This is a genomic window from Rhodococcus sp. DMU2021, assembly GCF_019641445.1.
GTDB lineage: Bacteria > Actinomycetota > Actinomycetes > Mycobacteriales > Mycobacteriaceae > Rhodococcus > Rhodococcus pyridinivorans.
Genome location: NZ_JAIFKB010000013.1, coordinates 72,654 through 95,241 on the forward strand (window position 1 = coordinate 72,654; position 22,588 = coordinate 95,241).

General features: G+C 70.2%; 17 protein-coding genes. 11 read left to right on the forward strand and 6 right to left on the reverse strand.

The window, feature by feature from the left end:
• Nucleotides 1–18: 18 nt before the first annotated feature.
• The 3 genes from K3M35_RS17795 to K3M35_RS17805 are packed head-to-tail and all read right to left on the reverse strand — an operon-like array spanning nt 19 to nt 6,913.
• Nucleotides 19–4,245: a TIGR02680 family protein gene (locus K3M35_RS17795; RefSeq protein ID WP_220666815.1), complete on the reverse strand. Its 4,227-nt coding sequence runs from the start codon at nt 4,243–4,245 to the stop codon at nt 19–21.
• Nucleotides 4,242–5,387: a TIGR02678 family protein gene (locus K3M35_RS17800; protein WP_033098008.1), complete on the reverse strand. Its 1,146-nt coding sequence runs from the start codon at nt 5,385–5,387 to the stop codon at nt 4,242–4,244. The genes K3M35_RS17795 and K3M35_RS17800 overlap by 4 nt, the downstream gene beginning before the upstream one ends.
• Nucleotides 5,384–6,913 (reverse strand): DUF2397 domain-containing protein, encoded by a 1,530-nt coding sequence (locus K3M35_RS17805; RefSeq protein WP_220666816.1) that lies wholly within the window; start codon nt 6,911–6,913, stop codon nt 5,384–5,386. The genes K3M35_RS17800 and K3M35_RS17805 overlap by 4 nt, the downstream gene beginning before the upstream one ends.
• 175 nt (nt 6,914–7,088) lie before the next feature.
• On the opposite strand from K3M35_RS17805, the gene K3M35_RS17810 reads away from it, so the two are divergent.
• The gene (locus tag K3M35_RS17810; RefSeq protein ID WP_016694262.1) at nt 7,089–7,577 is read left to right on the forward strand and encodes a MarR family winged helix-turn-helix transcriptional regulator; all 489 of its coding nucleotides are present in this window, start codon (nt 7,089–7,091) and stop codon (nt 7,575–7,577) included.
• The gene (locus K3M35_RS17815; RefSeq protein ID WP_064061204.1) at nt 7,570–9,360 is read left to right on the forward strand and encodes a long-chain fatty acid--CoA ligase; all 1,791 of its coding nucleotides are present in this window, start codon (nt 7,570–7,572) and stop codon (nt 9,358–9,360) included. Before K3M35_RS17810 ends, K3M35_RS17815 begins: the two co-directional genes overlap by 8 nt.
• 75 nt (nt 9,361–9,435) lie before the next feature.
• Here the strand turns inward: K3M35_RS17815 and malQ are convergent, their stop codons facing one another.
• Nucleotides 9,436–11,559 (reverse strand): 4-alpha-glucanotransferase, encoded by a 2,124-nt coding sequence (gene malQ, locus K3M35_RS17820; RefSeq protein ID WP_220666817.1) that lies wholly within the window; start codon nt 11,557–11,559, stop codon nt 9,436–9,438.
• 61 nt (nt 11,560–11,620) lie between these two features.
• On the opposite strand from malQ, the gene K3M35_RS17825 reads away from it, so the two are divergent.
• Nucleotides 11,621–12,151, forward strand: coding sequence for an O-acetyl-ADP-ribose deacetylase (locus K3M35_RS17825; RefSeq protein ID WP_220666818.1), 531 nt, complete (start codon nt 11,621–11,623; stop codon nt 12,149–12,151).
• On the opposite strand, the gene K3M35_RS17830 is transcribed toward K3M35_RS17825, so the two are convergent.
• On the reverse strand, nt 12,142–13,575 hold the full coding sequence (locus K3M35_RS17830; RefSeq protein WP_220666819.1) for a hypothetical protein: 1,434 nt from the start codon (nt 13,573–13,575) through the stop codon (nt 12,142–12,144). The two genes, K3M35_RS17825 and K3M35_RS17830, sit on opposite strands and share 10 nt — an antisense overlap.
• A 231-nt stretch (nt 13,576–13,806) precedes the next feature.
• Between K3M35_RS17830 and K3M35_RS17835 the strand changes: the two genes are divergently transcribed.
• From K3M35_RS17835 to K3M35_RS17845, 3 genes are read left to right on the forward strand one after another with little or no spacing between them, the layout of a single operon-like run.
• Nucleotides 13,807–13,965 (forward strand): hypothetical protein, encoded by a 159-nt coding sequence (locus K3M35_RS17835; protein ID WP_019288929.1) that lies wholly within the window; start codon nt 13,807–13,809, stop codon nt 13,963–13,965.
• Complete coding sequence (locus K3M35_RS17840) at nt 13,962–15,536, forward strand: FAD-binding protein (RefSeq protein ID WP_094980678.1); 1,575 nt, start codon at nt 13,962–13,964, stop codon at nt 15,534–15,536. The genes K3M35_RS17835 and K3M35_RS17840 overlap by 4 nt, the downstream gene beginning before the upstream one ends.
• Nucleotides 15,533–15,871, forward strand: a complete 339-nt coding sequence (locus K3M35_RS17845; protein WP_006552903.1) for a ferredoxin family protein — start codon at nt 15,533–15,535, stop codon at nt 15,869–15,871. The genes K3M35_RS17840 and K3M35_RS17845 overlap by 4 nt, the downstream gene beginning before the upstream one ends.
• 25 nt (nt 15,872–15,896) lie before the next feature.
• On the opposite strand, the gene K3M35_RS17850 is transcribed toward K3M35_RS17845, so the two are convergent.
• Nucleotides 15,897–16,931, reverse strand: a complete 1,035-nt coding sequence (locus K3M35_RS17850; RefSeq protein ID WP_039587791.1) for an alpha/beta hydrolase — start codon at nt 16,929–16,931, stop codon at nt 15,897–15,899.
• A gap of 341 nt (nt 16,932–17,272) precedes the next feature.
• On the opposite strand from K3M35_RS17850, the gene K3M35_RS17855 reads away from it, so the two are divergent.
• From K3M35_RS17855 to K3M35_RS17875, 5 genes are all read left to right on the forward strand, one after another.
• Nucleotides 17,273–17,587 (forward strand): non-ribosomal peptide synthetase, encoded by a 315-nt coding sequence (locus K3M35_RS17855; RefSeq protein WP_228044996.1) that lies wholly within the window; start codon nt 17,273–17,275, stop codon nt 17,585–17,587.
• Between the two features lie 93 nt (nt 17,588–17,680).
• The gene (locus tag K3M35_RS17860) at nt 17,681–19,219 is read left to right on the forward strand and encodes a carboxylesterase/lipase family protein (protein ID WP_006552905.1); all 1,539 of its coding nucleotides are present in this window, start codon (nt 17,681–17,683) and stop codon (nt 19,217–19,219) included.
• Nucleotides 19,220–19,321: 102 nt separating this feature from the next.
• Entirely contained in the window at nt 19,322–19,978 is a 657-nt protein-coding gene (locus K3M35_RS26690) for a TetR/AcrR family transcriptional regulator (protein ID WP_220666820.1), read from the forward strand.
• 10 nt (nt 19,979–19,988) lie between these two features.
• Complete coding sequence (locus K3M35_RS17870; RefSeq protein ID WP_217579952.1) at nt 19,989–20,936, forward strand: ABC transporter ATP-binding protein; 948 nt, start codon at nt 19,989–19,991, stop codon at nt 20,934–20,936.
• Nucleotides 20,933–22,588 carry an ABC transporter permease gene (locus tag K3M35_RS17875; protein WP_231411917.1) on the forward strand — a complete coding sequence of 552 codons (1,656 nt, stop codon included), beginning with the start codon at nt 20,933–20,935 and terminating at the stop codon, nt 22,586–22,588. Before K3M35_RS17870 ends, K3M35_RS17875 begins: the two co-directional genes overlap by 4 nt.

Sequence of the window (22,588 nt, forward strand, 5' to 3'; positions counted from 1 at the left end):
GTATCGCTCCCACCACTGTCATGTCTGCAGCTCGGTGAGCGGTCGGAGTTGCCGGACGCGCCCGTCCCAGTGCACGCGGGTCGTCACGGCCGCGCCGTCGGCGAGTCGCCGGACCTCGTAGACGTCGAGCTCGGGCACCTCCGGCACACAACCCCACAGTGCGTGCCCGGTCATGACGAAGTCGATATCCTGCCGTACGAGCAGACCCATGAGTTCACCGATCGTCGGGTCGTCGATCTTGGCGAACGCGTCGTCGAGCAGCACGAGCCGCAGTGCGGTGCTGGTGTCGGGTAGGCCCGAGAGATAGCCGTCCGCCGCCGCGAACAGCGCCACGTACGACACGAATCGGGTCTCACCCTGGGATATCTTGGCGCGCGCGGAGATCCGCCTCTCCCGGTCCGGTTCGGGGCCGAGGATGGTCACCTCGACCTCGTGCCAGCGCCGGTAGTCCAGTGCCTGCGACAGGTGCTGCGCGTAGCCGGCGGACGGATCGGCGGTGTGGGCGGATTCCACCCGGCGCCGCAGCACCCCGACCAGTTCGGACGCATCCTCGGGTGACCGCTCGGTGGCGGTGAGCAGCTGCGTCAGCCGCGCCGCGTCGGCGTCCTCGCCACCGGGGCGCCACTCGATCCTCACGCCGATCCCGTGCGTCGTGCGGCTGTCGGCGAGACTGTCGTTCATCGCGGCGATCACCTGTCGTGCCCGCTCGATCCGCCGGCGCAGTTCGTCGGCCACACCGCCGAGCACGAATCCCGTGAACACGTCGTGTTCGCGTTGCGACAGTGCCCGCCGGCCGTCCTCGACCTGCCGGGTCAGGGTGACTGAGAGACCCGCGGGCGTGGTGTCGTCACCCGCCCCGGCGATCCGGACGCGATGGGCGCCGTGCGTCACCGTGTGCTCGATGTCGAACCGGGCCGTGAGGTCGCGGTCGAACTGTTGCAGCGCGACGAGCATCGCGTTCTCGTCGACTCCCGTGCGTGGCGGCAACGTGGCCAGCAGGGTGCGGGCCACGGAGAGCACGTGATCCGGATCCTCGAGGTGGACGGGAGGCAGAACCGTCCGGGCAGAGGCGGAGTCCGACTCCGGATTCTCCTCGAGTGCGCCGCGTAGTTCGGGCAGCTGCAGGTGAGCGGCGAGCAGTTCGGCGGCCGCGGCGAGTTCGCGACGGTCGCGGTCGAGCCGTTCGCGTGCGGCAGCACATCGCTGCAGCACCTCGGCGACGGCACGGCCGAGATGGTCGCGATGGGCGACCGTGCGCCGGAACTGTTCGTCGGCGCGTGCCCGTTCGGCCTCCGAGTCACGCAGTTCCTGCGCCAGGTCGGCGGCGTCGACGTCGACAGCGGCGGTCTGGGCAGCGACCACCGCGGCCTTCGCGTGCCATTCGTAGCGGCACGATTCGGCGATCTCCTCCGAGTCGATCCGCTCGGAGGTGGCCTGCACGCACCGTTCGGCGGCATCCGTGAACCGGACGTGGGCAGCAAGGACGTCACCGAGATCGCGTGCCAGCTCGGTGCACAGTGTCTCTGCGGAGGCGCATCCGGCGACCAGCGCCTCGAGTTCCGGAACATCGCCGGGCACGCCGAAGTGCTCGCACGCTGTGCGGTGTGCGTCGAGCTCGGCGGTCCAGCGAGCACGCAGCGTCGTCGCCCGCTCGCGCAGTTCCACCGCGGTGTTCGCCGCGGACCGCACGTGCGCGTACGCGTGCCGACGTCGTTCGAGCGCGGCGCGCAGAGCGTGTGAGGTCGGCGCGGTCGACAGGTGTGCGTCGATCTCCGCCCGCCGGTGCGCCGCGTCGGGATAGTCGACGCGCAGCTGTTCCACCGCCAGGTCGATCCGGATGAGTTCGGCGCGGATCTCGTCGAGACGCACCCGACGTGCCGCGGTTGCGGCCTCCCGGGCAGGACTGCCGATGCTGCGCGGGGCCTCGGCGGTGTGGCGCCCGCGCAGAACTCCGTTGTGCCAGCGGCCGTCCCGTGAGACCGAGGCCACCGCGGTGGCGTCCTCGAATCCGATCGTGTTGAGGACCGCCTCGATCGCCGGGCGCGGTACGTCGGCCTCGGGGTCGGGACGCAGGACCGTCGACAGGGGCTGCGCCGGTGGTTCACCGCGCGGCGAGACGAGGACCTGGCCGCCGAGCGCACGCAAGCGGCCCTCGCCGTCGACCGTGGCGGTGAGGAAACCCGCGGAGAGCAACGCCGCCTCGATTCCGGCGCGATCGTCGTCCCCGAGGGTGTCGACGAACTCGACCGCCCGCCACAGGGGGACACCGTCGGTGCGCACGTGCCAGGGCGCCTGTTCCGGTCCCTCGCCGATCGCGTCGAGTGCCGCCTGTTCGCGGACGAGGTCCTCGCGCGCGGTCCGCGCCTCACGTTCGCGGCGCTCGCGCTCGGCCGGGGCGCCGGCGAGGTCGCTCAGGGCGGACCGAGCGGCGGTCGTGGGCAGCGAATCCAGCTCGGCGAGTGCCGAATCGACGTCGACGTCCTCGGAGTCCGTGTCCCCGGCGTCGGTGGGGGACGAGTCGATCAGTGCGTCGAGTCGCGTGGACAGTCGGCGCATCAGGATGACCCGATCCCGATCGAGTTCCGGCAGCAGAGCCGTCGTGCGGTCGGCGGTGATCCACTCGCGCCACCGGTGCTGCAGACCGGCGGCGGCCGCACCGACACCGGCATCCGTCTCGGCGGCCTCGACGGCACGCTGCTCGGCGTCGCGGGCCGCGCGGTCGGCCGCCGCCTCGGCTTCCCGGACCGCATGCGCGGCGGCGTCGAGTCGACGCGCCTCGAGCAGTCGCCGACCCGCTTGGTCCCGCCGGCGACGGGTCGCCTCGGCGGCACGCAGGATCGCGTCCCGGACCTCGTCGACGTGCCCGGCGTCGAGGGAGACCGTCGCGACCACCGGCCGCACCACCTGCTCGGTGGTATCGTCGATGCCGGTGCGCACGGGCTCGAGCACAGCGGGTGGACGGTCGGCGGAGAAGTGCAGCGTGGTCGGCGCGGTGTCGTGCGGAAGACCCACCGACAGCAGGTCGCGACCTACCGTCGCAAGCCGTCTCGCGGCACGCGTGACCGAGAAGGTCAGTTCGTCGAGGAGGCGGGCCGCGTGGTCGGTGTGGCGCCGTTCCTGCATGCGGCTGCGATCGGCGGCGGCGGTTGCGTGCTCGGCGGCGCGGCGGAGCGCATCGACGGCGAGCTGGCGCTGCGCGAGATCGTCCGCGGACCGGAACATCTCGTGGGTCTCGAGTCCGCGGATCGCGCGGTCGAGTTCGGCGACCTGGTCGCGGCGCTCCTTCAGGCGGGTGTCCGCGGCGGCGGCCTGCGCGTCGAGGTCGGCCGCCTCGGCTTCCGCGACGGTGAGTGCGCGTCGCGTCTCGACGACCCGCTGCGCGAGGTCGCGCGCGGTCTCGGCGCCGGCGCGCAGCAGATCCGCAGCGTACTGCCGGTACACCTCGTGGAACCGCAGCACGTGTGCGTGCGCCGCTTCGAGACGGACCTGTTCCTGACGGGTGTCACCGAGCAGGTCGAGGCGACCTCCCGCTTCGGCGAGCATGTTCTCCGTCAGAGGTGGCAGCGCATCCGACAGGATCTGAGGGAGGCGTCCCTCGTCGATGCGGTGGCCGACATCGGGTGAGCGCAGAGTGTGCAGCAGTTGCAGCAGGCCGTCGTAGCGTTCGCGTCCCGTCTCCGCGTGCAGGCCGAACACCGACTTCCGCACGGTCTCGCGATGCCGCTCCGGATCACGGGTGAGGTTGTCGGCACCGATGAGTTCGGCGAGTCGCTCCCGCGAGAGCGGGATGCGGGCGTCATCGACGAGGTGCAACTCGGTGCCGACACGCAAAGGTGTCGTGAAGAAGTGCACGTCGCTGCGACGGGCGTCGGCGCGGTGCCGGACCTGCGCCCCGACGGTGAAATGTCCGCTGGGGCGCGCCAGTTCGAGCCAGAGATAGCCGACACGGTCGGTGGTGTCCGAGGCCCCGGTACGCATGAGTTCGTCGAGATCGACCTTCGCGGCGCCCGTCGCGTCCATGCGCCTGCGGTCGGCGTCGAGCAGGAAGGGCAGCAACATCTCGAGGGCGCGGGACTTCCCCGATCCGTTGGTGCCGCGCAGGATCATCCGCCCACCGGACAGGACGAACTCGACGTCCAGGTAGTGCCACACGTTCACGATGCCGGCGCGGTGGAGACGCCAGCGATCCGGGAAACGGGGTGGAGAGTTCTCGTCGAGGGCGGACGGGTCGGACGAGTGGGTCATCGACACTTGCTTTCGGCGGGGACGGGGCGGTAGCGGGCGGCGGGTGCGGTCAGTTCGAGTCCGTTCTCGTGCGGTCGCGCCAGCCCGAGCCGGAAGAGCAGAGCCACGACGTCCCGGCGCAGGAGCGCGAAATCGCGGACGTAGATGCTCTTCCAGGTGCGGGAACGCACGGCGGCGAGATCGGCGAGAACCGAGTCGAGGATGTGCGCGTCGACGTGCAATGTGGTCGCCGCCGAGTCGCCGAACCGTTCGGTGAGTTCGGCCAGGAGCAGCAGGCAGGCGTGCTTCAGGGTGCCCGACCCCGGGAACGCCTCGTCGGTGAGCACGCCGGCCGGGTCGTACGCGAGCGCGCCCTCGGCACGCACCTCGAGCACGAGGCCGAAGTCGCCCTCCAGCATCCGGGCGAGCTCGTGCCGGTCGCGGGCGAGGATCGTCGCCGACTCGTCGTCCAGTTCGTCGCGCGCGACGAACGGGTCCTCGACGAGCCTGCGGTACAGGCGGAGAGCGGCGGGTTCGTGCTCGTGACGTGCGAGTGCCGCTGCGGGACCGGGCATCCCATGGAGGGGAGTGTCGAGCAGCTGGGAGAGCAGGTCGCGGTGGACGTCGAGATGCGGCCCGTCGCCCCTCACCTCGTCGCCGCTCACCTCGTCCCCGTGACCGGACTCGGCGATCACGCCCCATTCCTCGAGGACGCGCAGGGCCGCAGCGAGGTTCCGCTCCTCGGACACCGGGTCGCCGAACACGATCCCGTTCTCGCGCGCATCGGCGCGCACCTGCTCGAGCAGGTCGTCGACGGACACCCTCTCGCCGGTCCCGGGTTCGAGCAGTGCCGCGCACACCAGCGCGAGACACGCGTAGGTGATCGCGCCGAACTCGGTGCCGTCGGCGTGGCGGAGCGCCCGGTGCGGTGAGGTGGGCCCGAGCGGTGCCTTGATCAGACGGGCGAAGGTCGGTTCGACGACGAGCCGGTATCCGAGGCGGTCGGCGAACATCGACTTCAGGGCCGGGGCGTGGCGCCGAACGAGGTCGAAGGTCTCCCGTTCGCTCGCGGCGGTGACGATCGGCTGTTGCAGCAGCGCCCGCGCCGCGTCCCGCCGACCGGAGACGTCCCCGGACACCGTGCTCGCGTACGAGGTGCTCATGGCGCCGCCGCACTGTGATCGAGCGATGCCGTGACCGACGTGCGCAACGAGAAACCGTGCACGGTGAGATCGCCGTCGGGGGAGTGCACCACGGTGTCGGCGCCGGGCTCCGCCGTCAGCGACAACCCGAGATCGGGATCGTCCACCTGCACCGGACCGTCGGTGGTGAGGTGGCCCGCGAGCGCGGCGGCGAGGACGTCGAGCAGGACGTCGCGCGCCTCCGCCGACAGGTCCGCTCCGTGCAGGTCGCCCGCCGCACTCAGTTCGGCGACGGCGTCGGAGCGGCGGCGCGACTCTCGCCGGGCGAGTTCGTCGGCCCGGACCCGGCCGGGCATCGAATCGGGGAGTCGGCCGACGGCCCCGAGGGACGTGTGGTCGCCGCGTTCGCGCAACGACACGGGCACGACGACGGGATCGGCCCGCCACCACGACGTGCCTGCACCCACTCGCGGGTCGGGCTCGTCGGGGCCGAGCAGCAGGTGCCGGCTCGGGAAGGCACCGAAGGTCGCGGCGAACAACCGGTGGCCCTGCTCGTCGGAGGACTCGGTGAACCACCGGGCCAGGCGCAGGAGATCTGCGCGGTGCGAGAAGCCCGGCGTGCTCGCCATGATCCGCCGAGTGCGCACGAGCAGCCGGTTCAGCGCCTCCGCCGCTGCCTCGCGCACGCGGCGCGGGCCGGCGTCCTCGGCGTACCACTGCGCCAGTTCGTCCCAGTCGGTGCGACGGCGACCGGGGGACCCGGGCACGGTGTTCGGCAGGCCGGACTCGCGCAACGCGGCGAGCAGGGAGTCCAGACGCGGCCTGATCTGGTCGAGCCTGCCGGCGACGAGAGGGGCGAGGCGCTCGACGTCCGAACCGATGACGTCGACGTAGTCGAGGAGCAGGTTCTTGGTCTCCGCGTAATCGTCGACCGCCCCGGCGCGTTCGCGATCGGATGAGTGTTCGGGACGGCCGGAGTGCTCGAGACGGCTCAGGATCTCGGCGAGGTGCGAATAGAAATCGGCGACGCTGTCGGTGAACATCCGGTGGTGCGCGAACAGGGCGGTGACGTGGGCGGCCAGCTCGTCCCGGTCGGGCACGCTCCCGTCGTCCACCAGCAGCTCCTCGATGCGGGCGAGCCCGTCCGCGACACAACGGAGCGACACGCGTGCCACGCCGCGCACGTCGTCGGAGGTGGAGAGAAGCCTGCCGGTCTCGCGGTGCACCCGCAGCCCGGCCGGTGTCGGCCGGTATCGGGCACGGACCTCGGTCGAGGCGGTCTCGGGAGCGCTCCGCCGGTGGGAGCCGCCACCGTCGGTTCCGCCGCTGGTGAGTGCGAGATTGCCCCACCGGACCAGGCTGCGGCACCGGGCATCGACGACCGCGATGTCGAGCGCCACCCCGCGCCGCGCACACGAGACCGCGATATCGTCGGCGGACAGATCGGCGAGCAGGAGGTCGGTGAAGCAGTCCATCACCGCGAGGTACTCGTCCGCTTCGTCGGCGACGAGATGACGGAACAGGTCGCGACCGATGTGTTCGCCCATCCGACCTCTTCTCCCGAGTGCTGACGCCGTACGGACAGACAGGCTAGCCCGGTGAACGCCGAGCGGGGCGGACGAGTTCACCGGGTGCGCGCACGGGCTGTGGAGAGGCAGGCCGGAAATCGGCAGGACACCGCGCGGATTCGTGCCGTGCCTCACTCGCGTTTATAGTTGCCCTGTGCAACACAATCGGCAGGCCCGGCGGCCGTCTGCGGACGGCGTTGCCCGCGTATACGAGGAGTTCGTGCTTCTCGTGCGCTTCCTGACGTCCGGAGCACGAACGCAGGACAGCGGACTCTCACTGGTCCAGCATTCGCTTCTCGGCTTCATCTCCCGAAATCCGGGCTGCCGCGCCACCGACATATCCGAGGTCTTCGGTGTCCACCGCTCGACCGTGTCGCGCCAACTGCGTCACGCCGTCGATGCGGGCTGGGTCGAGGCGGGGACGGGTCCGGCACGTGCCGGACATCCGCTCCGGCTCACCGACCACGGAGCGACAGTTCTCGAAGGTGCGGTCGTGCGTCGTCTCGACGACGTCCGCGCCGGCCTCGAGGGCTGGGACGAGAACGAACTCGAACGCTTCGTGGATCTCCTGCGCCGCTTCCGCGCAGGAATCGATTCCGACGACCGGACTCCCGACCAGAACGATGGAGATTGCAGTGCGTGAGTACTCGACCCCGGCCCCGTTCACCATTGGTGACGACGAATCGGTCGTCCACACGGTGTTCACCCATGCGGAGAAGACTCCGCACCGCGTGATGTACTCCCGGCCGCAGGGTGACGACTGGGTCGCGGTCACTGCGCAGCAGTTCGCCGACCAAGTGAAGGCCGTCGCAAAGGGCCTGATCGCCAACGGTGTGCAGCCCGGCGATCGTGTCGCGCTGCTCTCGGCCACCCGCTACGAGTGGTCGCTGTTCGACTACGCGATCTGGACGGCCGGCGCGGTGTCGGTACCGATCTACGACTCCTCGTCCACCGAGCAGATTCGCTGGATCCTCCAGGACTCCGGGGCCGTCCTCGCTGTCGTCGAAACCGCGCGGCACGAGAAGCTCTTCGTCGACATGCCCGACACCCTCCGTCGCATCCTGCAGATCGAGGACGGCGCGGTGAACACGCTTGCGGCCGATGGTGCCGAGGTCGACGACGCCGAGATCACCACGCGTCTGGCCGGAATCCGTTCCGGCGGCCTGGCTTCCCTCGTCTACACCTCGGGAACCACCGGGCGACCCAAGGGCTGCATGCTCACCCACCGCAACTTCCTCGCCGAGGTCCGGTCCATCCTCACCTCGGACATCGGTATCGTCGCCAAGCCCGGCAACCGCGGCCTGACCTTCCTGCCCCTCGCGCACGTGCTGGCGCGCGCGGTGTCGCTCGCGCTCTTCGAAGCAGGCACGGCGCAGGCTCACTGGGCGGACTTCTCGACCGTCTCCGCGCAGTTTGCCCGGTACTCGCCGAACATCATCCTCGGTGTGCCGCGCGTCTTCGAGAAGGTGCGTGACGCGGCAGCGGGCAAGGCGGCGGCCGGCGGACCGGTCAAAGCGGCGATCTTCGATTTCGCCGAGCGCACCGCCATCGCCTACAGCGAATCGCTCGACCACGGCGGCCCCACCTTCACGTTGAAGGCCAAGCGCGCCCTCGCCGACAAGCTGGTCTACTCCAAGCTGCGCGAGGCCATGGGCAACGAGTGCTGGTACGCGATCTCCGGCGGCGGTGCCCTGAGTGCCCGTCTCGGTCACTTCTTCCGCGGCGTCGGCGTGCCGATCTACGAGGGCTACGGCCTCACCGAGACCACGGCCGCACACAGCGTGAACACGCCCGGCGCGCAGAAGATCGGCACCGTCGGGCGTCCCATGGGCGGGAACTCGGCGCGCATCGCGGATGACGGCGAGATCGAGCTGCGCGGCATGGTCGTCTTCGACGGCTACTGGCGCAACGACGAGGCCACTGCCGGTGCCTTCCACGACGGCTGGTTCCGCACCGGCGACCTCGGCTCGCTCGACGAGGACGGCTACCTGTCCATCACCGGGCGCAAGAAGGACCTCATCATCACCGCCGGCGGCAAGAACGTCTCACCCGGGCCGATCGAGGACCGCATGCGGTCGCACACCCTCGTCTCCCAGGCCGTCGTCGTCGGCGACGGACGCAGCTTCGTCACCGCTCTGGTGACCGTCGACCCGGACGTCTTCGAGAACTGGAAGACCGAGAACGGCAAGCCCAGCGGTGCGACGATCGCGGACCTGCGCCACGACGCCACGCTGCGGGACGCGATGCAGACCATCGTGGACGACGCCAACACCCTCGTCTCGCACAGCGAGGCGATCAAGAAGTTCGCCATTCTCGACCGCGATCTCACCGAGGAGTCCGGTGAGCTCACACCGACGCTGAAGATCAAGCGCAACGTTGTCACCGAGCATTTCGCCCACGAGATCGACGCTCTGTACGCGAAGTGATGCGTTAGGGGCGCGTACCCGAGCAGCGGCCGCCGATCCGGCATCCGGATCGGCGGTCGCAGTGTTCGTGTGGTGTCACTCCACCGGGGAGGTGTCTCCGGAGACTGCCCGGGCCAGTCGCGCGAATCCGTCGTGGTCGACGAGATCCTCGACGAGCACGACCTTGCCGCGGGCATCGGCGAGCGGAACCCGCCAGTTCGGATACTCGTCGACGGTGCCCGGCTGGTTCTGGCTGCGACGCTCGCCGGTCACATCTGCCAGCGAAACGCCCAGCAGCGCAGACGGACTCGCCGCGATCAGCCGGTGCAGCGCCTCGACCTGGCGATCGACGTCGGTCTCGCCTTCGTCGAGCAGACCCCGTTCGACCGCGAGCGCCAGAACCGAGTCGCGTTCGGCCGCCGCATCGGTGAGTTCGGCGTCGAGGTCGCCTTCGAGCAGGCCGAGCTCCGACCGCAGCCGGATGTGTTCGCCCGCAAGGTATCCCGCGGTGGGCGCGAGGTCGTGTGTGGTCACCGAGGTCAGGCACAGGGTGCGGTAGGTTTCCGGCCCGCGTGGGGAGTCCTCGTCGCGTTCGAACCACAGGATCGACGTCCCGGCGATCCCCCGCTCGGCGAGATACTCCTGCACCCACTCCTCGAAGACTCCGAGGTCCTCACCAACGACCACGGCGCCGGCGCGATGCGCCTCGAGCGCCAGGATGCCGACGAGTGCCTCGTGGTCGCTGCGGACGTACGCGCCGTCGGCGGGCGACATCCCCTCCGGTACCCACCAGGTGCGGAACAGTCCCAGGATGTGATCGGCCCGGACACCACCCGCGTGCCGCAACGCCGAGCGCACCACATCGCGGAAGGGGATGTATCCCAGCTCCGCGAGACGATCCGGCCGCCACGGCGGCTGATTCCAGTTCTGGCCGTTGCGGTTGAAGTCGTCGGCGGGGGCGCCCACCGTGACGCCCGACGCCAGCGCGTCGCCCAGCGTCCAGGCGTCGGCGCCGTGCGGACCGACACCCACTGCGAGGTCGTGCAGGATTCCGATATCGGAACCTGCTGCAAGCGAAGCAGCCTGAGCGTTCGCGAGCTGCTCGTCGCACAACCACTGCAGCCGGCGGTGGAAGTCGATCCGCGAGGCCAGTCGCTCGCGCAACCGGGTGACCTTCGGGTCGTCGGGGCTCGGAGCGCGTGACGCCCACCGGTCGGCGCGGTCGCCGAACTTCTCGTACAGCGCGCACCACAGCGCGAAGTCGTCGAGCGCCTGCCCGCCCTCGGCGCAGAACGCCTCGTACCGTGCGCGGCGGGCCGGGCCGAGCGGCACCCGGTACACGCGCTCGAGGACGTCGAGTTTCGCGCGGAAAGTCGCGTCCCGGTCGAGACGCCGCGCCTTCCGGTTCGCCTTCGCCGCGCGCTGCGCGTGCTCGTCGAGTTCCTTGCGGTGTTTCGCGGGGAGGTAGGCCACCTCCGGGATATCCTCGATCCGCAGGTACAGCGGGTCGACGAAACGCCGCGACGACGGCAGATAGGGCGACGGTTCGTGCGGGGGCACGGGCTCGGCCGCGTGCACGGGGTTGATCAGGACGAAGTCGCCGCCGTAACCGGCCGTGATCGCCGCCAGATCGGCCAGGTCGGCGAAATCACCGATGCCCCACGACCTGCGGCTGCGTACCGAATAGATCTGGGCCGCAAGGCCCCAGCGCTTCTTCTCGAGCAGTCGGTCGGCGGTCGACAACCGGCGCGGGGTCACGACCAGGACCGCGGTGGTCTCGATGTCGTTGCTGCGGGCGTGCACGACATGCCAGCCGAGGGACAGCCGCGGAACGGCGAAGGTCGCGCGGCCCACGAGCCGGCCGTCGACCGTACGCGGGTCCACCCACACGTCGAGCTGCTCGACATCGACCTCCGCCCCGTCCTCGGCGACGACCCACACCGACACCGGGTCGCCGTGCGGCACATGCACCGGGAACGTCCGGTCGTCGCCCTCGACGACCACGAGCGCGGGCGGGAGCATGCAGCGCCACGGGCGGTCGTCGAAGTCGGCGAGCGATGCCACGACCTCGTCGTCCGTCCCGGCCGGGACGTCGAGCGCGGCGAGTACGCGCCGCAATGTCTCGTCGGAGACATCGTGGTCGAGTCCCCCCCATCCCGTGTAGGTGGTGGTGATGCCGTGCTTTCCGGCCAGTTCGCGCAGCTTCGCCGAGGACGTCACGGTCCTGAATCATGCCAGCAAAACGACTCGGGGGCAGCGCGCGGAACATATGGTCGACAGGGTGACCGCTCTCGACATCGCGCACGGCGACATCACCACCATCGCGGTGGATGCGATCGTCAACGCCGCGAACTCCTCCCTGCTCGGTGGCGGGGGAGTGGACGGTGCGATCCACCGGGCCGGAGGCCCGGAGATCCTCGCGGCCTGCCGCGAACTCCGCGCGACCTCGCTACCCGACGGACTCGAACCGGGCCGTGCAGTGGCGACAACCGCGGGGCGTCTCCCGGCGCGATGGGTGATCCACACCGTGGGCCCGGTGTGGTCGGCGCACGAGGACCGATCCGGGATCCTGCGTTCGGCGTACCACAACAGTCTGCTCGTTGCGCACGATCTCGGTGCCCGTACGGTGTCGTTCCCGCTCGTCTCGGCCGGCATCTACGGCTGGCCGCTCGACGACGCCGCCCTGCAGGCCGTCACCACCATCCGGGAGACACAGACGGGCGTGGAGACCGTCGTACTCGTCGGCCTCGACAACGCTGCGGTCGACGCGCTCCGTCGCGCCGTGTCCCGGGCGGGATCGGCTCAGGAGTAATCGCCGAAGCCGTCGAAGAGAGTCGGTTCGTCGGGGTTGTCGAACAGTGCGGGCTGCTCGGGCGCCGCCTCACGGCCGGCGCTCGACTTCGACGCGCGTGAGCCGGCCGAATCGGTGCCCTCGCCCTGTTCGAGGAACTGCAGGGCCTCCGCGAGCGAGCGGCTCGTCGCCTCCCATTCGAGTGCCCGCGCCCGTGCCTCGCGAGCACCGTCGGTGTTGAGCGCCGCCTCGCGGGTCTGCGACTCGCCGTCCCACCACACCTGCAGTTCGGTGCTGATGGTGAGGAACCGCCGCAACTGCTCGGGATTGCGATCGCCGATCGCCGCGACGGTGCTCGCGGCGACATCGGTCGCGCCGTCGAGATGGAAGTCGCGCACCGCGAGCAGGGCCACCGGCAGATCGTCCTCGGCGTCGGGTAACTGCGAGACGTCGCCCCAGGGCGGATCGGCCGCACCACCCGTCGCCCCGTCGAATCCCTGATCGCGCAGCAGCGAGCCACCGATATGGGTGGCGAACGAACTGTCGACGGTGTCGAGGAACCGAGTGATGGTCTCGAGCGATCCGAGCAGGTGCGCCGGAGCGAACGGCGCGGCCGGAACGTGGTCGACGATCGCGAGGCGGTCGTCGACCAGCACGAACTTCAGGTGCGGCCACCGGCGGTTGAGGTCGACGCAGATCTCGGCGGCCCGCGTGCGTCCGGTGATGGAATGGACGATCGGTGCGAACAGGTCGACGGTGCCGCCTCCGGGGCCGACACCGACGAACACCAGGACCCCGGCGATCCGCAGGACGAGATCGCCGTCCTCGTCCCAGGCGGGCAGATCGTCGATCCGCTCGTGCAGGGTGGATTCGATCAGTTCGCGCACGTGGTCGTCGCCGCTGGGGACGACCGCGAGCGGCACCTCCGGGGCCTGCGTGCGACCGGCCTGCGGCGTCTCGGGCACGAGGAACGAGGTGAGCTCGGCGACCGAGCGCTCCGTCCCGAATGTCTCGGCCCGCAGGAAGAGGGGATGGGGAACGCCCCACACCGAGCGCAGGGCACGCACGGCGATGACGGCGAGCTGATCGGCCCAGCTGCCCGGACGATCGATCCAGAACGCCGGGGATCCGTCGTCCTCCGGATCGTCCGGTCCGCGGGAGGGCGCCTTCAGCCCGAGTTCGAGGAGCATCTGCTCGTCGACCGGCGTGAGGTGCCGGTCGGGGGCGAGGTGGGCGTTGGACGGGACCTCGCAGCGGACGAGCCGGTCTCCCCACGCGTAGAACTGCACGCACGGCCCCGCCGGGCCGCCGGCCTCGTCGGTGAAGGGTTCGAGGACCAGGCCGTCGCCGTCACTCATGGCCGCGACATGGTCGGCCAGGCGCGTGCGGAACTCGCGCCAGGCCGCATCGACGTCCTGGTCGAACCGGGTCTGCGCGTCGGCCATGATCGGACCCCCTTCTCTGTGCGGTCGAGCCGAGAGAAAGACTAGTCGCCGGTACCGACAGGCATTCCTCCGCTCGGTCGCACGAGCGACAGCTCGCCGGAGCGCACGGTGCGCGGTCGCCGGCGGCCCGCGCGAGCGCACGGTTCTCGGCCGCCGACGGCCCGCCGGAGTGTTCCGATCCCGGCGAGCGAAACCGTGTCGATCCGTCCGGAGATGGTCGACCATCGACGCATGATCGACGCCATCATCCGTCTCGTCCGGACGCTGCCGGCCCGCATCCCCGCAGTACAGTCGGCAGATCCGTTCGTGGAGATCGTCGCCATATCGGCCGGGGTAGCCGAATGCACCGCAGATGCCGTGGCGGACTACGCGATCCGCGTGTCGATATGACCGTCAGCGACGGGACGGAGATCGACACCGACGTCCTCGTGCTCGGCGGGGGACCGGCCGGTACCTGGGCGGCGTTCGCGGCCGCCCGGGCCGGGAGTCGCGTGGTCCTCGCCGACAAGGGCTACTGCGGGACGAGCGGCCCGACCGCGTCCGGCGGCAACAACCTCTGGTACCTGCCGCCCGGACCCGAGCGCGCCGCGGCCGTCGACCGCCGCCACATCGAAGGGGGACTGCTCTCCGATCCCGCCTGGATGCACCGGGTGCTCGACGAGACCTATCGACGCGTCGACGACCTCGCCGTCCACGGCCGTTATCCCTTCGGCGTGGACCCGGAGACCGGACGTCGCCGGGGCAGCAGCTTGCAGGGACCCGAGTACATGCGGCGGATGCGCCGCCTCGTCCACCGCGCCGGCGTGCGCATCCTGGATCAGTCGCCCGCCCTGCAGCTGCTCGTCGACACCGACGGTGCGGTGGCCGGCGCGACCGGTGTCCACCGCCGGCAGGGGTACGAGCCGTGGACGGCGCGTGCCGGTGCGGTCGTCCTCGCCACGGGAGGCTGTGCCTTCCTCTCCGGCAGCTTCGGTACCGACGTCGACACCGGCGACGGTCACCTCATGGCCGCCGAGGCCGGTGCCGAGTTCTCCGGGATGGAGTTCTCCTCGGCCTACGCGCTCGCGCCTTCCTGGAGTGGGCACACGAAGGGACTGTTCATGCAGTTCGCGACGTTCTACGACGACGCCCGTGTGCGGCTCGGCGACGACCGCGCGACCGCCATGCGGTACCTGCTCGACGGTATCCCGGTCCACGCCCGTCTCGACCGGGCACATCCCGACCACCGCGAAGCGATGCGTCGTTCCCAGCCCAACTACTTCCTGCCTCTGGACAAGGCCGGGATCGACCCGTTCACCGAGATGTACCCGGTGCGGGCGGTCCTCGAGGGAACGGTGCGCGGTACCGGTGGCCTACGGATCATCGGGACGGACTGCAGCACGACGGTCCCTGGTCTGTTCGCCGCCGGCGACGTCGCCACGCGCGAGCTGATCACCGGGGGCCGCAGCGGTGGAGGCAGTCACAACGGGGCCTGGGCGATGTCGTCCGGTTCGTGGTCCGGGGCGGCCGCCGCAGAGTTCGCCCGGAACCGCGGTGTCCCGGACGTGGCGAGACCGATCGGCGGGGTCGGCCTCGAGGGTGACCCGGACCGCGCCGCGACCCGCGCGATCATCGGCCTGGTGCAGGAGCACACGCTCCCGCTCCGACGTAGTTTCCGGCGGACGGCCCGCAGTCTCGAGGACAGCATCGCCGCACTCGACGACGCGTGGACCGCGGCGCCCGTCGTGCTCGGCGGACGAGGGCGGGAGCTGGTACGAGCCCGGTCCGGTGCCGCGCTCCTCGCCGTCGCCCGGTGGGTGAGCCGCACCGCCCTCGCGCGTACGGAGACGAGGGGCATGCACGTGCGCACCGACCACCCGGACACCGACCCCGACCTGCAGTACCGCCTCGTGACGAGCGGTCTGGACCGCGTGGACGTCCGTGCCGAAGGACACCTCGTGCGACGAGGAGCGAACCGATGATCGAGGTGATCGTCGCGGAGCGGTGCATCTCGTGCGACATCTGCATCGCGGTGTGCCCGACCGACGTCTTCGAGCGTGCACCCGACGGGCTTCCCGTTGTCGCGCACCAGGAGGACTGCCAGACCTGCTTCATGTGCGAGGTCAACTGCCCCGCCGACGCTCTCTACGTCGCACCCTATTCGGCTGCGGTGAGCGAGGATTCGCCACACCGGGACGTCGATGCGCTCACGGAGTCCGGTGCGCTCGGGCGCTACCGCGCCGTCGTCGGATGGGGTCGGGGACGACGAGCCGGTGCCCGTGAGGACCGCAACGACCTGTTCACGGGCCGGGCCTGAGGGCAGCGGCACCCGGGGAGCGGGTTCACCGCAGTTCACGCACGAAGCGGCCGATCTCGGCGATCGCGCGGCCGCTCTCCGGGACGACCCCCGCCGCGGCCTGGAAGGCGTGCACCTGTTTCTCCCACACCTGGAGTTCGGCGGAGACCCCGGCGAGTTGCAGTCGCCGGGCCATCAGCTCGGCGTCGACGTAGGTCATCTCCTCGGATCCGGTCTGGATGAGTGCGGGAGGCATCTCCGACAGATCGAGATCGACGGGGGAGGCGACCGGTTCGGCGCCTTCGCCGCCGAGGCGTTCGGCGCGTTCGACGAGGGTGGGCAGCACAGCGACGGCGCGTCGCGGGAAGACGGCACACCGGTGCGAGTTGGGATGGTCGAGTTTGCCCCGCGGGTCGAGATCGGTGAGCGGCGACAGCGCGACGGTGCCGGCCGGGCGGCCGATGCCGAGTCGTACGGCTTCGTGGGCGACGGCGAAGGTGAGGAAGCCGCCGGCGGAATCCCCGGCGATCACGACACGCTCGGCCGGGTGGCCGTGCGCCACGAGCCAGCGCAATCCGTCGAGGCCGTCCTCGACCGCGCGCCGGATCGGATGGCGGGGCAGCATGCGGTAACCGACGGCCAGGACCGGCGCGCCGGTGGTGGCGGAGATGCGGGAGACCAGATGGCGGTGCGTGGTGAGGCCGCAGCACAGGAACGCGCCGCCGTGCAGGTACAGGACGGCGGTGCCGTCCATACCGACCTGCGCGGCGGTGCCGTCCATATCGACCTGAGCGGCCGGGGGTGCGGCACCCGGCGCCCAGAGCAGTTCCGCCGGGCACATCGGTAGGTCGACTCGCCGGCGGTGTGTGCCGGGCACGGGCACGAGAGGGAACGCGAGGTGGTCTATCGCCGACGCCGGCCAGGGGAGGGTCGGGGCGTACGACCATGCCTCGATGAACGGCCGCACGGTACGGCGCACCGAGAAGGACAAGGCACGGGACCGAGTGCTCACCCCCGCGAACTCGCGCGTGGTCGCGTGGTGCGCGGGCAGAGGGAGCAACTCGGTGCGGGCGACGCTCATGACCGGCACCTCCTCGGTCTGCCCGGAGTCGTGGTCGGACCCGGTCGGGGTGGCTGCACGAACTTCGGATTTACGAGGATACGCCCGTTCATCCAGGTCGCGAGGGTTTGCTGAGCAATCGTTGTGGTCCTGGTCTCAGAGTGACGATTCCGGGCGGAGGCGGGTTCTCGGCGATGTACCTTCTGTCAGGTACCGGCAGTGCAAAAAGTTTTCCGGACCTTCTACACATCCCGTACTTTTCGGGCCACACTGACTGTATGTTTCGACTGCGGCGCGCGGCCCGGCGTCGCTCCTGGGGGACGAACGAAGGCGAGATGTTGCGTAAATTCGACGTTGCAAGCATGAGTGCCGACGAGATCACCGCGGCGGACCTGCCCCGGATGGTGGCGGACGCCGCGGCATGCGAGCCCGACCGGATCGCCGTGGCGCACGGCATGGACACCACCACCTACGCCCGCTTGCACGATGAGGTCGTCAAGCTCGATGCGGCCATGGGGATCCTGCTGGGACAGGCCTCGCTCGTGCCCATCGCGCTCGCCACCGTCTTCCCGGCGCTGGCCGACTCGGCGCGCGGCGACCTGCGCAACGTGCTCGACGCACTCGTGATCGACCTCGTCGACTGCGTGGCCCCCGCGCCTCTCTCCGCGGCCGGCTGACGAACCGCCCGGCATCCACCATCATTGAATCGGTAGGTCGACGAACGAAGTGATCGGTGCTGCACGGCGGTACCGGTTCGGGTGGGAGGTCACATGGACGACGACACGCTCACCGTCGCCTGCAAGTACGGCGAGGTCCGGGGGTATCGCGACGGCGAGGTCTACGTCTGGAAGGGCATCCCGTACGCGGCCCCGACCGGTTCCCGGCGGTTTCGAGCGCCGCTACCGCCCGAACCGTGGGACGGCGTCCTCGACGGCGCACGGTTCGGACCGATAGCTCCGCAGAGCCGACAGAGCCCGATCGGGATCGACCCCGAGATGACGTTGAGCGAGGACTGTCTCTCGCTCAACATCTGGGCGCCGTCGCCCGACGGACGCCGACGCCCCGTCATGGTCTGGATCCACGGTGGCGCCTACGTGCTCGGTTACTCCGGTCAGAAGATCTACGACGGCCGAAACCTGTGCGAGAGCGGCGATGTCGTGATCGTCACGATCAACTACCGGCTCGGCGCGCTCGGCTTCCTCGACCTGTCGTCCTTCTCCACGCCCGGGACCACCTTCGAATCCAACGTCGGCCTCCGGGACCAGATCGCCGCCCTCGAATGGGTGCGCGACTGCATCGCCGACTTCGGTGGCGATCCGGACTGCGTGACGCTCTTCGGCGAATCGTCGGGTGCGGGGTCGATCACCACGCTCATGACGGTCCCGAAGGCCAAGGGCCTCTTCCATCGTGCGATCGCCCAGTCGCCGCCCGCCACCTCGGTGTACGGCAGCGACCGTGCCGCGACCGTCGCGCAGCGCTTCCTCGAGATCCTCGACCTGTCGCCGTCCCGGGCCGCCGAACTACTCACGATGTCGACCGACACGCTGGTCGAGGCGTCGGAGGTGCTCGTCGCCGAGACTCCGACGAAGGTGCCGGGGACGCTCGCCATGACACCGGTCGTCGACCGCGGCCTGGTGCCGAAATATCCGGTCGCGGCCTTCCAGAAGGGGCTGTCGCACCGGATCCCGCTGATCATCGGCTCGAACAAGGACGAGCCGTCCATCTTCCGCTTCATGAAGTCCCCGCTGATGCCCGTCGACGACACGGCGGTGCAGGCTATGTTGGCGGCGTTGGCCGACGACCGGACGGATCTGCCTGCCGAGCGACTCGCCGAGATCGTCGCGGCGTATCCCGACCTGCCCAAACCCATCGGGGCGATGGCGCTCTCGCGCGACGCCGGTTTCCGCATGCCGGTGCTGTGGGTCGCCGAAGCGCACAGCGCGCATTCGCCGACCTGGGTGTACCGCTTCGACCACGCCACCCCGATGCTCAAGGCCGCCCGGATCGGAGCCGGGCACGCGACCGAATTGCCATATGTCTTCGGAAATTTCGGCACTCTCGGCCGGGATCCGTCCTTCTGGCTCGGCGGCCGCAAGGCCGCCGGTGAGGTCTCCGGTCGCGTGCAGCGGCGCTGGTTCGCGTTCGCGCACCACGGTGTGCCGGCGGCACTGGACGGTTCGAAGCACTGGCCGCAGTACGAGGCGGAGGAACGCTCGACCCTGCTCATCGACTCCACGGACAGGGTCGAGTCGGATCCGGACGGCGAGATGCGCCGGGTCTGGGGTACCGAGGTCATGGCCTTCACCTGAGCGCGCCCGCGCACCGGTGCGGCACGTGCTCCGATGGCACATGCCGTGAGATGACACATACGGTGCGTTGACCGGGTTGAACACGTGTGCAATCCTTGAAACGTGCATTCAACCGCCGCCGGTGACGACCTCACCACCCGTGCACGGATCCGCGACGCTGCCATCCGGTGCATCGCCGCGTACGGGGTCGGCGTGCCGCTGCGGACCATCGCCGCCGAGTGCGGCGTCAGCGCCTCGCTGATCGTGCACCATTTCGGATCCCGCGCCGGATTGAAGGAACACTGCGACCGGTACGTGCTCGACGGGATCCGGCAGGCGAAGAGTGCCGTCCTCGACCCGAAGGTCGGACCGGCCGCGCTGAACGACCAGATGGAACACATCGAGAACTACGCGACCACGGTCGCCTACCTCTTCCGCACCCTCCGGACCGGCGGCGCCCCCGCCGCCGACTTCCTCGACCGGCTCGTCGCCGACACCGAGGCCTATCTCGAGGAGGCTGTGGCCGCCGGAACCGTGCGGCCCAGCCGGTTCCCCTCCGAACGAGCACGTGCCCTCATCGCGTTCAGCGTCGGCGCCGTGCTCATGGACCTTCCCGGTCCCGACGAATACCTCGACCTCGAAACCTTTCCTGCCAGGCTGCGCGCCTACACCGAACGCCTCGCGCTGCCGATGCTCGAGCTCTACACCGAGCCGTTGCTGACGGACTCGACCCTTCTCGACGCCTGTCTGGCAGCGCGTGAGGCACCCCCCGACTCCTGACGGAGGAAAGATGGACACCCCTCTTATCGAAATCCGCGACATCGTCAAGACATTCGGAACCACCAGAGCTCTCGACGGGTTCTCGATGACCGTCGAACGCGGCACCGTCGCGGGATTCCTCGGACCGAACGGCGCCGGCAAGTCCACGGCGATCCGCGTGCTGCTCGGAATGCTGCGTGCCGATTCCGGCACCGCCCGTGTCCTCGGATTCGACCCGTGGACCGACGCCGTCGCGATCCACCGCCGACTCGCGTACGTGCCCGGCGACACGAATCTGTGGCCCACCCTCACCGGGGGCGAGATCATCGACGTCCTCACCCGCATCCGCGGGGGAGAGGCGCGCACGCGTCGTCGCGCCGAACTCCTCGAACGGTTCGAACTCGACCCGACGAAGAAGGCCCGCACCTACTCGAAGGGCAACCGGCAGAAGGTCGCACTCGTCGCCGCCCTCGCATCGGACGCCGAGCTCTACCTGCTCGACGAACCCACTTCGGGTCTCGACCCGCTCATGGAGGCGGTCTTCACCGACGAGGTGCGAAGGCTCCGCGACTGCGGCGCGACCGTGCTGCTGTCCAGCCACATCCTCGCCGAGGTCGAGAAGCTCTGCGACACGGTGACGATCATCCGGGCCGGACGCGACGTCGAGACCGGCACCCTCGCACAACTGCGGCACCTGACCCGCTCGTCCGTGCGGGCCACGACCACCGCCCCTGCCGAGCGACTGGCCGGGCTCTCCGGAGTCCACGACCTCTCCACCGACGACGGCAGGCTCGCGTTCGACGTCGACAACACCGCCCTCGCACCGGTCCTGCAGGAACTCGCCGGACTCGGCGTCGAGAACCTCACCATCACACCCCCGTCACTCGAAGAGCTGTTCATGCGGCACTACGGCGACACCTTCGACACCGGTGACGGGAACGGTGCCGGTGCCGGTGCCGTGGAGGAGGTGTCCTCATGATGACCACGACGACACCGACAGCAGTGCCGACCCCGAGCGGTACCTCCGCGACGTCCGCGGCACCGTTCACCGGGCTCGGCACACTGCTGCGGTTCTACCTGCGGTTGGACCGCGTGCGGATCACCGTCTGGACCCTCGCGCTCGCCCTCACGGTGTGGTCGACCGTCCTCAGCCTGGCCGCGGTCTATCCCGACGAGGCCTCCCGGCAGGCCCGCGCGGCCCTGCTGGAGAATCCGGCAGCCGTGCTCATGACGGGACCGGCCTACGGGATCGACAACTACACGCTCGGGGCGATGACTGCGAACGAGCTGAGTCTGACCGTCTTCGTCGCGACGGCGATCATGAGCATCCTGCTCGTCGTCAGGCATACCCGAGCGCAGGAGGAATCCGGCCGGCTCGAACTCCTGCGGGCTCTGCCCGTCGGGGCCTACGCCCCGCCGGCGGCCGCCCTGCTGTTGGTCTCGGTCGCGAATCTCGTGGTGGGTACCGGCATCACCGTCGCGCTCATCGCCGGCGGGCTCGATGTCGTCGGCTCGATCGCCTTCGGTGTGGCCTCCGCCGTCACCGGGGTGCTCTTCGGCGCAGTCGCCGCGGTGACCGCCCAGTTCGGTGAGCACTCCCGCTCGGCCACGGGCACCGCGCTCGCAGTGCTCGCCGCGGCCTTCTTCGTCCGCGGAGCCGGCGACATCATCGAGGCCACCGGGTCGTGGCTGTCGTGGCTCTCGCCGATCGCCTGGGCCCAGCAGACCCGGCTCTACGTCGACGAGCGGTGGTGGCCGCTGCTGTTGTCCGTCGCCACGACGGTCGTGCTGCTCACCGTCGCCGTTGCGCTGTCGCGGCGCCGCGACCTCGGAGCCGGTCTACGGGCGCCGAAACCAGGCCCCGCCGAGGCCGATTCCGCGTTGCTCGGTCCGGTGGGGTTGATCCGGCGCCTGCTGCGCGGAGCGTTCGTGGGATGGCTGACGGGACTGGTGCTGTTCGGTGTCGCGATGGGCGCCCTCGCCAGTTCCGTGGAGGATCTCATCGACGAGATGCCTCAGGTGCTGGACATGGTCGGCGTGGATCCCGACGCCCTCACCGCCTCCTTCGCCGGGATGATGCTGATGTTCCTCGCCCTCGGCGCCACCGCCTTCGGTGTGTCCGCGGTGGTGCGAATGCGCAGCGAGGAGGACGGCGGACGGTCCGGTCTCGTGATCATCACCGGAACCGGGCGCAGCGCATGGCTGTCCGCGGCACTCGGTGTGATCGTCGTCCAGATGGTCGTGGCGCTGCTCGTCTCCGGCGCCGCGACCGGACTGGGGGTCGCATTCGCGGTGGGCGACTGGGCGTGGGTGCTGCGGATGATCGCGGCGTCCCTGGCCTACGCGCCGGCGGCGATCCTCGTCGTCGCCGTGGCGTTCGCGCTGCTGGGCTGCGTGCCGCGCGCGACCGGGCTGGTGTGGGTGCTGGTGGTGTGGACGGTGTTCGTCGCGTGGCTCGGCGAGATGCTCGACCTACCCGACGAACTCGTCGCACTGTCGCCGTTCTCGCACATCCCGCTGGTGCCCGCAGAGAATGCGACGGCGATGCCGCTGATCATCCAGGCGGTCGCGGCGGTGCTGCTCGTCGCAGCGGCGATCGTGGGTTTCCGCCGCCGCGACGTGCAGGTGTGA

Bases quoted from the DNA above. Each gene is read 5' to 3' on its own strand.
- K3M35_RS17805 (WP_220666816.1), bottom strand. From the start codon at position 6,913: ATGGGCGAACACATCGGTCGCGACCTGTTCCGTCATCTCGTCGCCGAC.
- K3M35_RS17845 (WP_006552903.1), top strand. From the start codon at position 15,533: ATGATCGAGGTGATCGTCGCGGAGCGGTGCATCTCGTGCGACATCTGC.
- K3M35_RS17870 (WP_217579952.1), top strand. From the start codon at position 19,989: ATGGACACCCCTCTTATCGAAATCCGCGACATCGTCAAGACATTCGGA.
- K3M35_RS17850 (WP_039587791.1), bottom strand. From the start codon at position 16,931: ATGAGCGTCGCCCGCACCGAGTTGCTCCCTCTGCCCGCGCACCACGCG.
- K3M35_RS17855 (WP_228044996.1), top strand. From the start codon at position 17,273: ATGAGTGCCGACGAGATCACCGCGGCGGACCTGCCCCGGATGGTGGCG.
- K3M35_RS17800 (WP_033098008.1), bottom strand. From the start codon at position 5,387: ATGAGCACCTCGTACGCGAGCACGGTGTCCGGGGACGTCTCCGGTCGG.
- K3M35_RS17840 (WP_094980678.1), top strand. From the start codon at position 13,962: ATGACCGTCAGCGACGGGACGGAGATCGACACCGACGTCCTCGTGCTC.
- K3M35_RS17835 (WP_019288929.1), top strand. From the start codon at position 13,807: ATGATCGACGCCATCATCCGTCTCGTCCGGACGCTGCCGGCCCGCATC.
- K3M35_RS17795 (WP_220666815.1), bottom strand. From the start codon at position 4,245: ATGACCCACTCGTCCGACCCGTCCGCCCTCGACGAGAACTCTCCACCC.
- K3M35_RS17875 (WP_231411917.1), top strand. From the start codon at position 20,933: ATGATGACCACGACGACACCGACAGCAGTGCCGACCCCGAGCGGTACC.
- K3M35_RS17830 (WP_220666819.1), bottom strand. From the start codon at position 13,575: ATGGCCGACGCGCAGACCCGGTTCGACCAGGACGTCGATGCGGCCTGG.
- K3M35_RS17860 (WP_006552905.1), top strand. From the start codon at position 17,681: ATGGACGACGACACGCTCACCGTCGCCTGCAAGTACGGCGAGGTCCGG.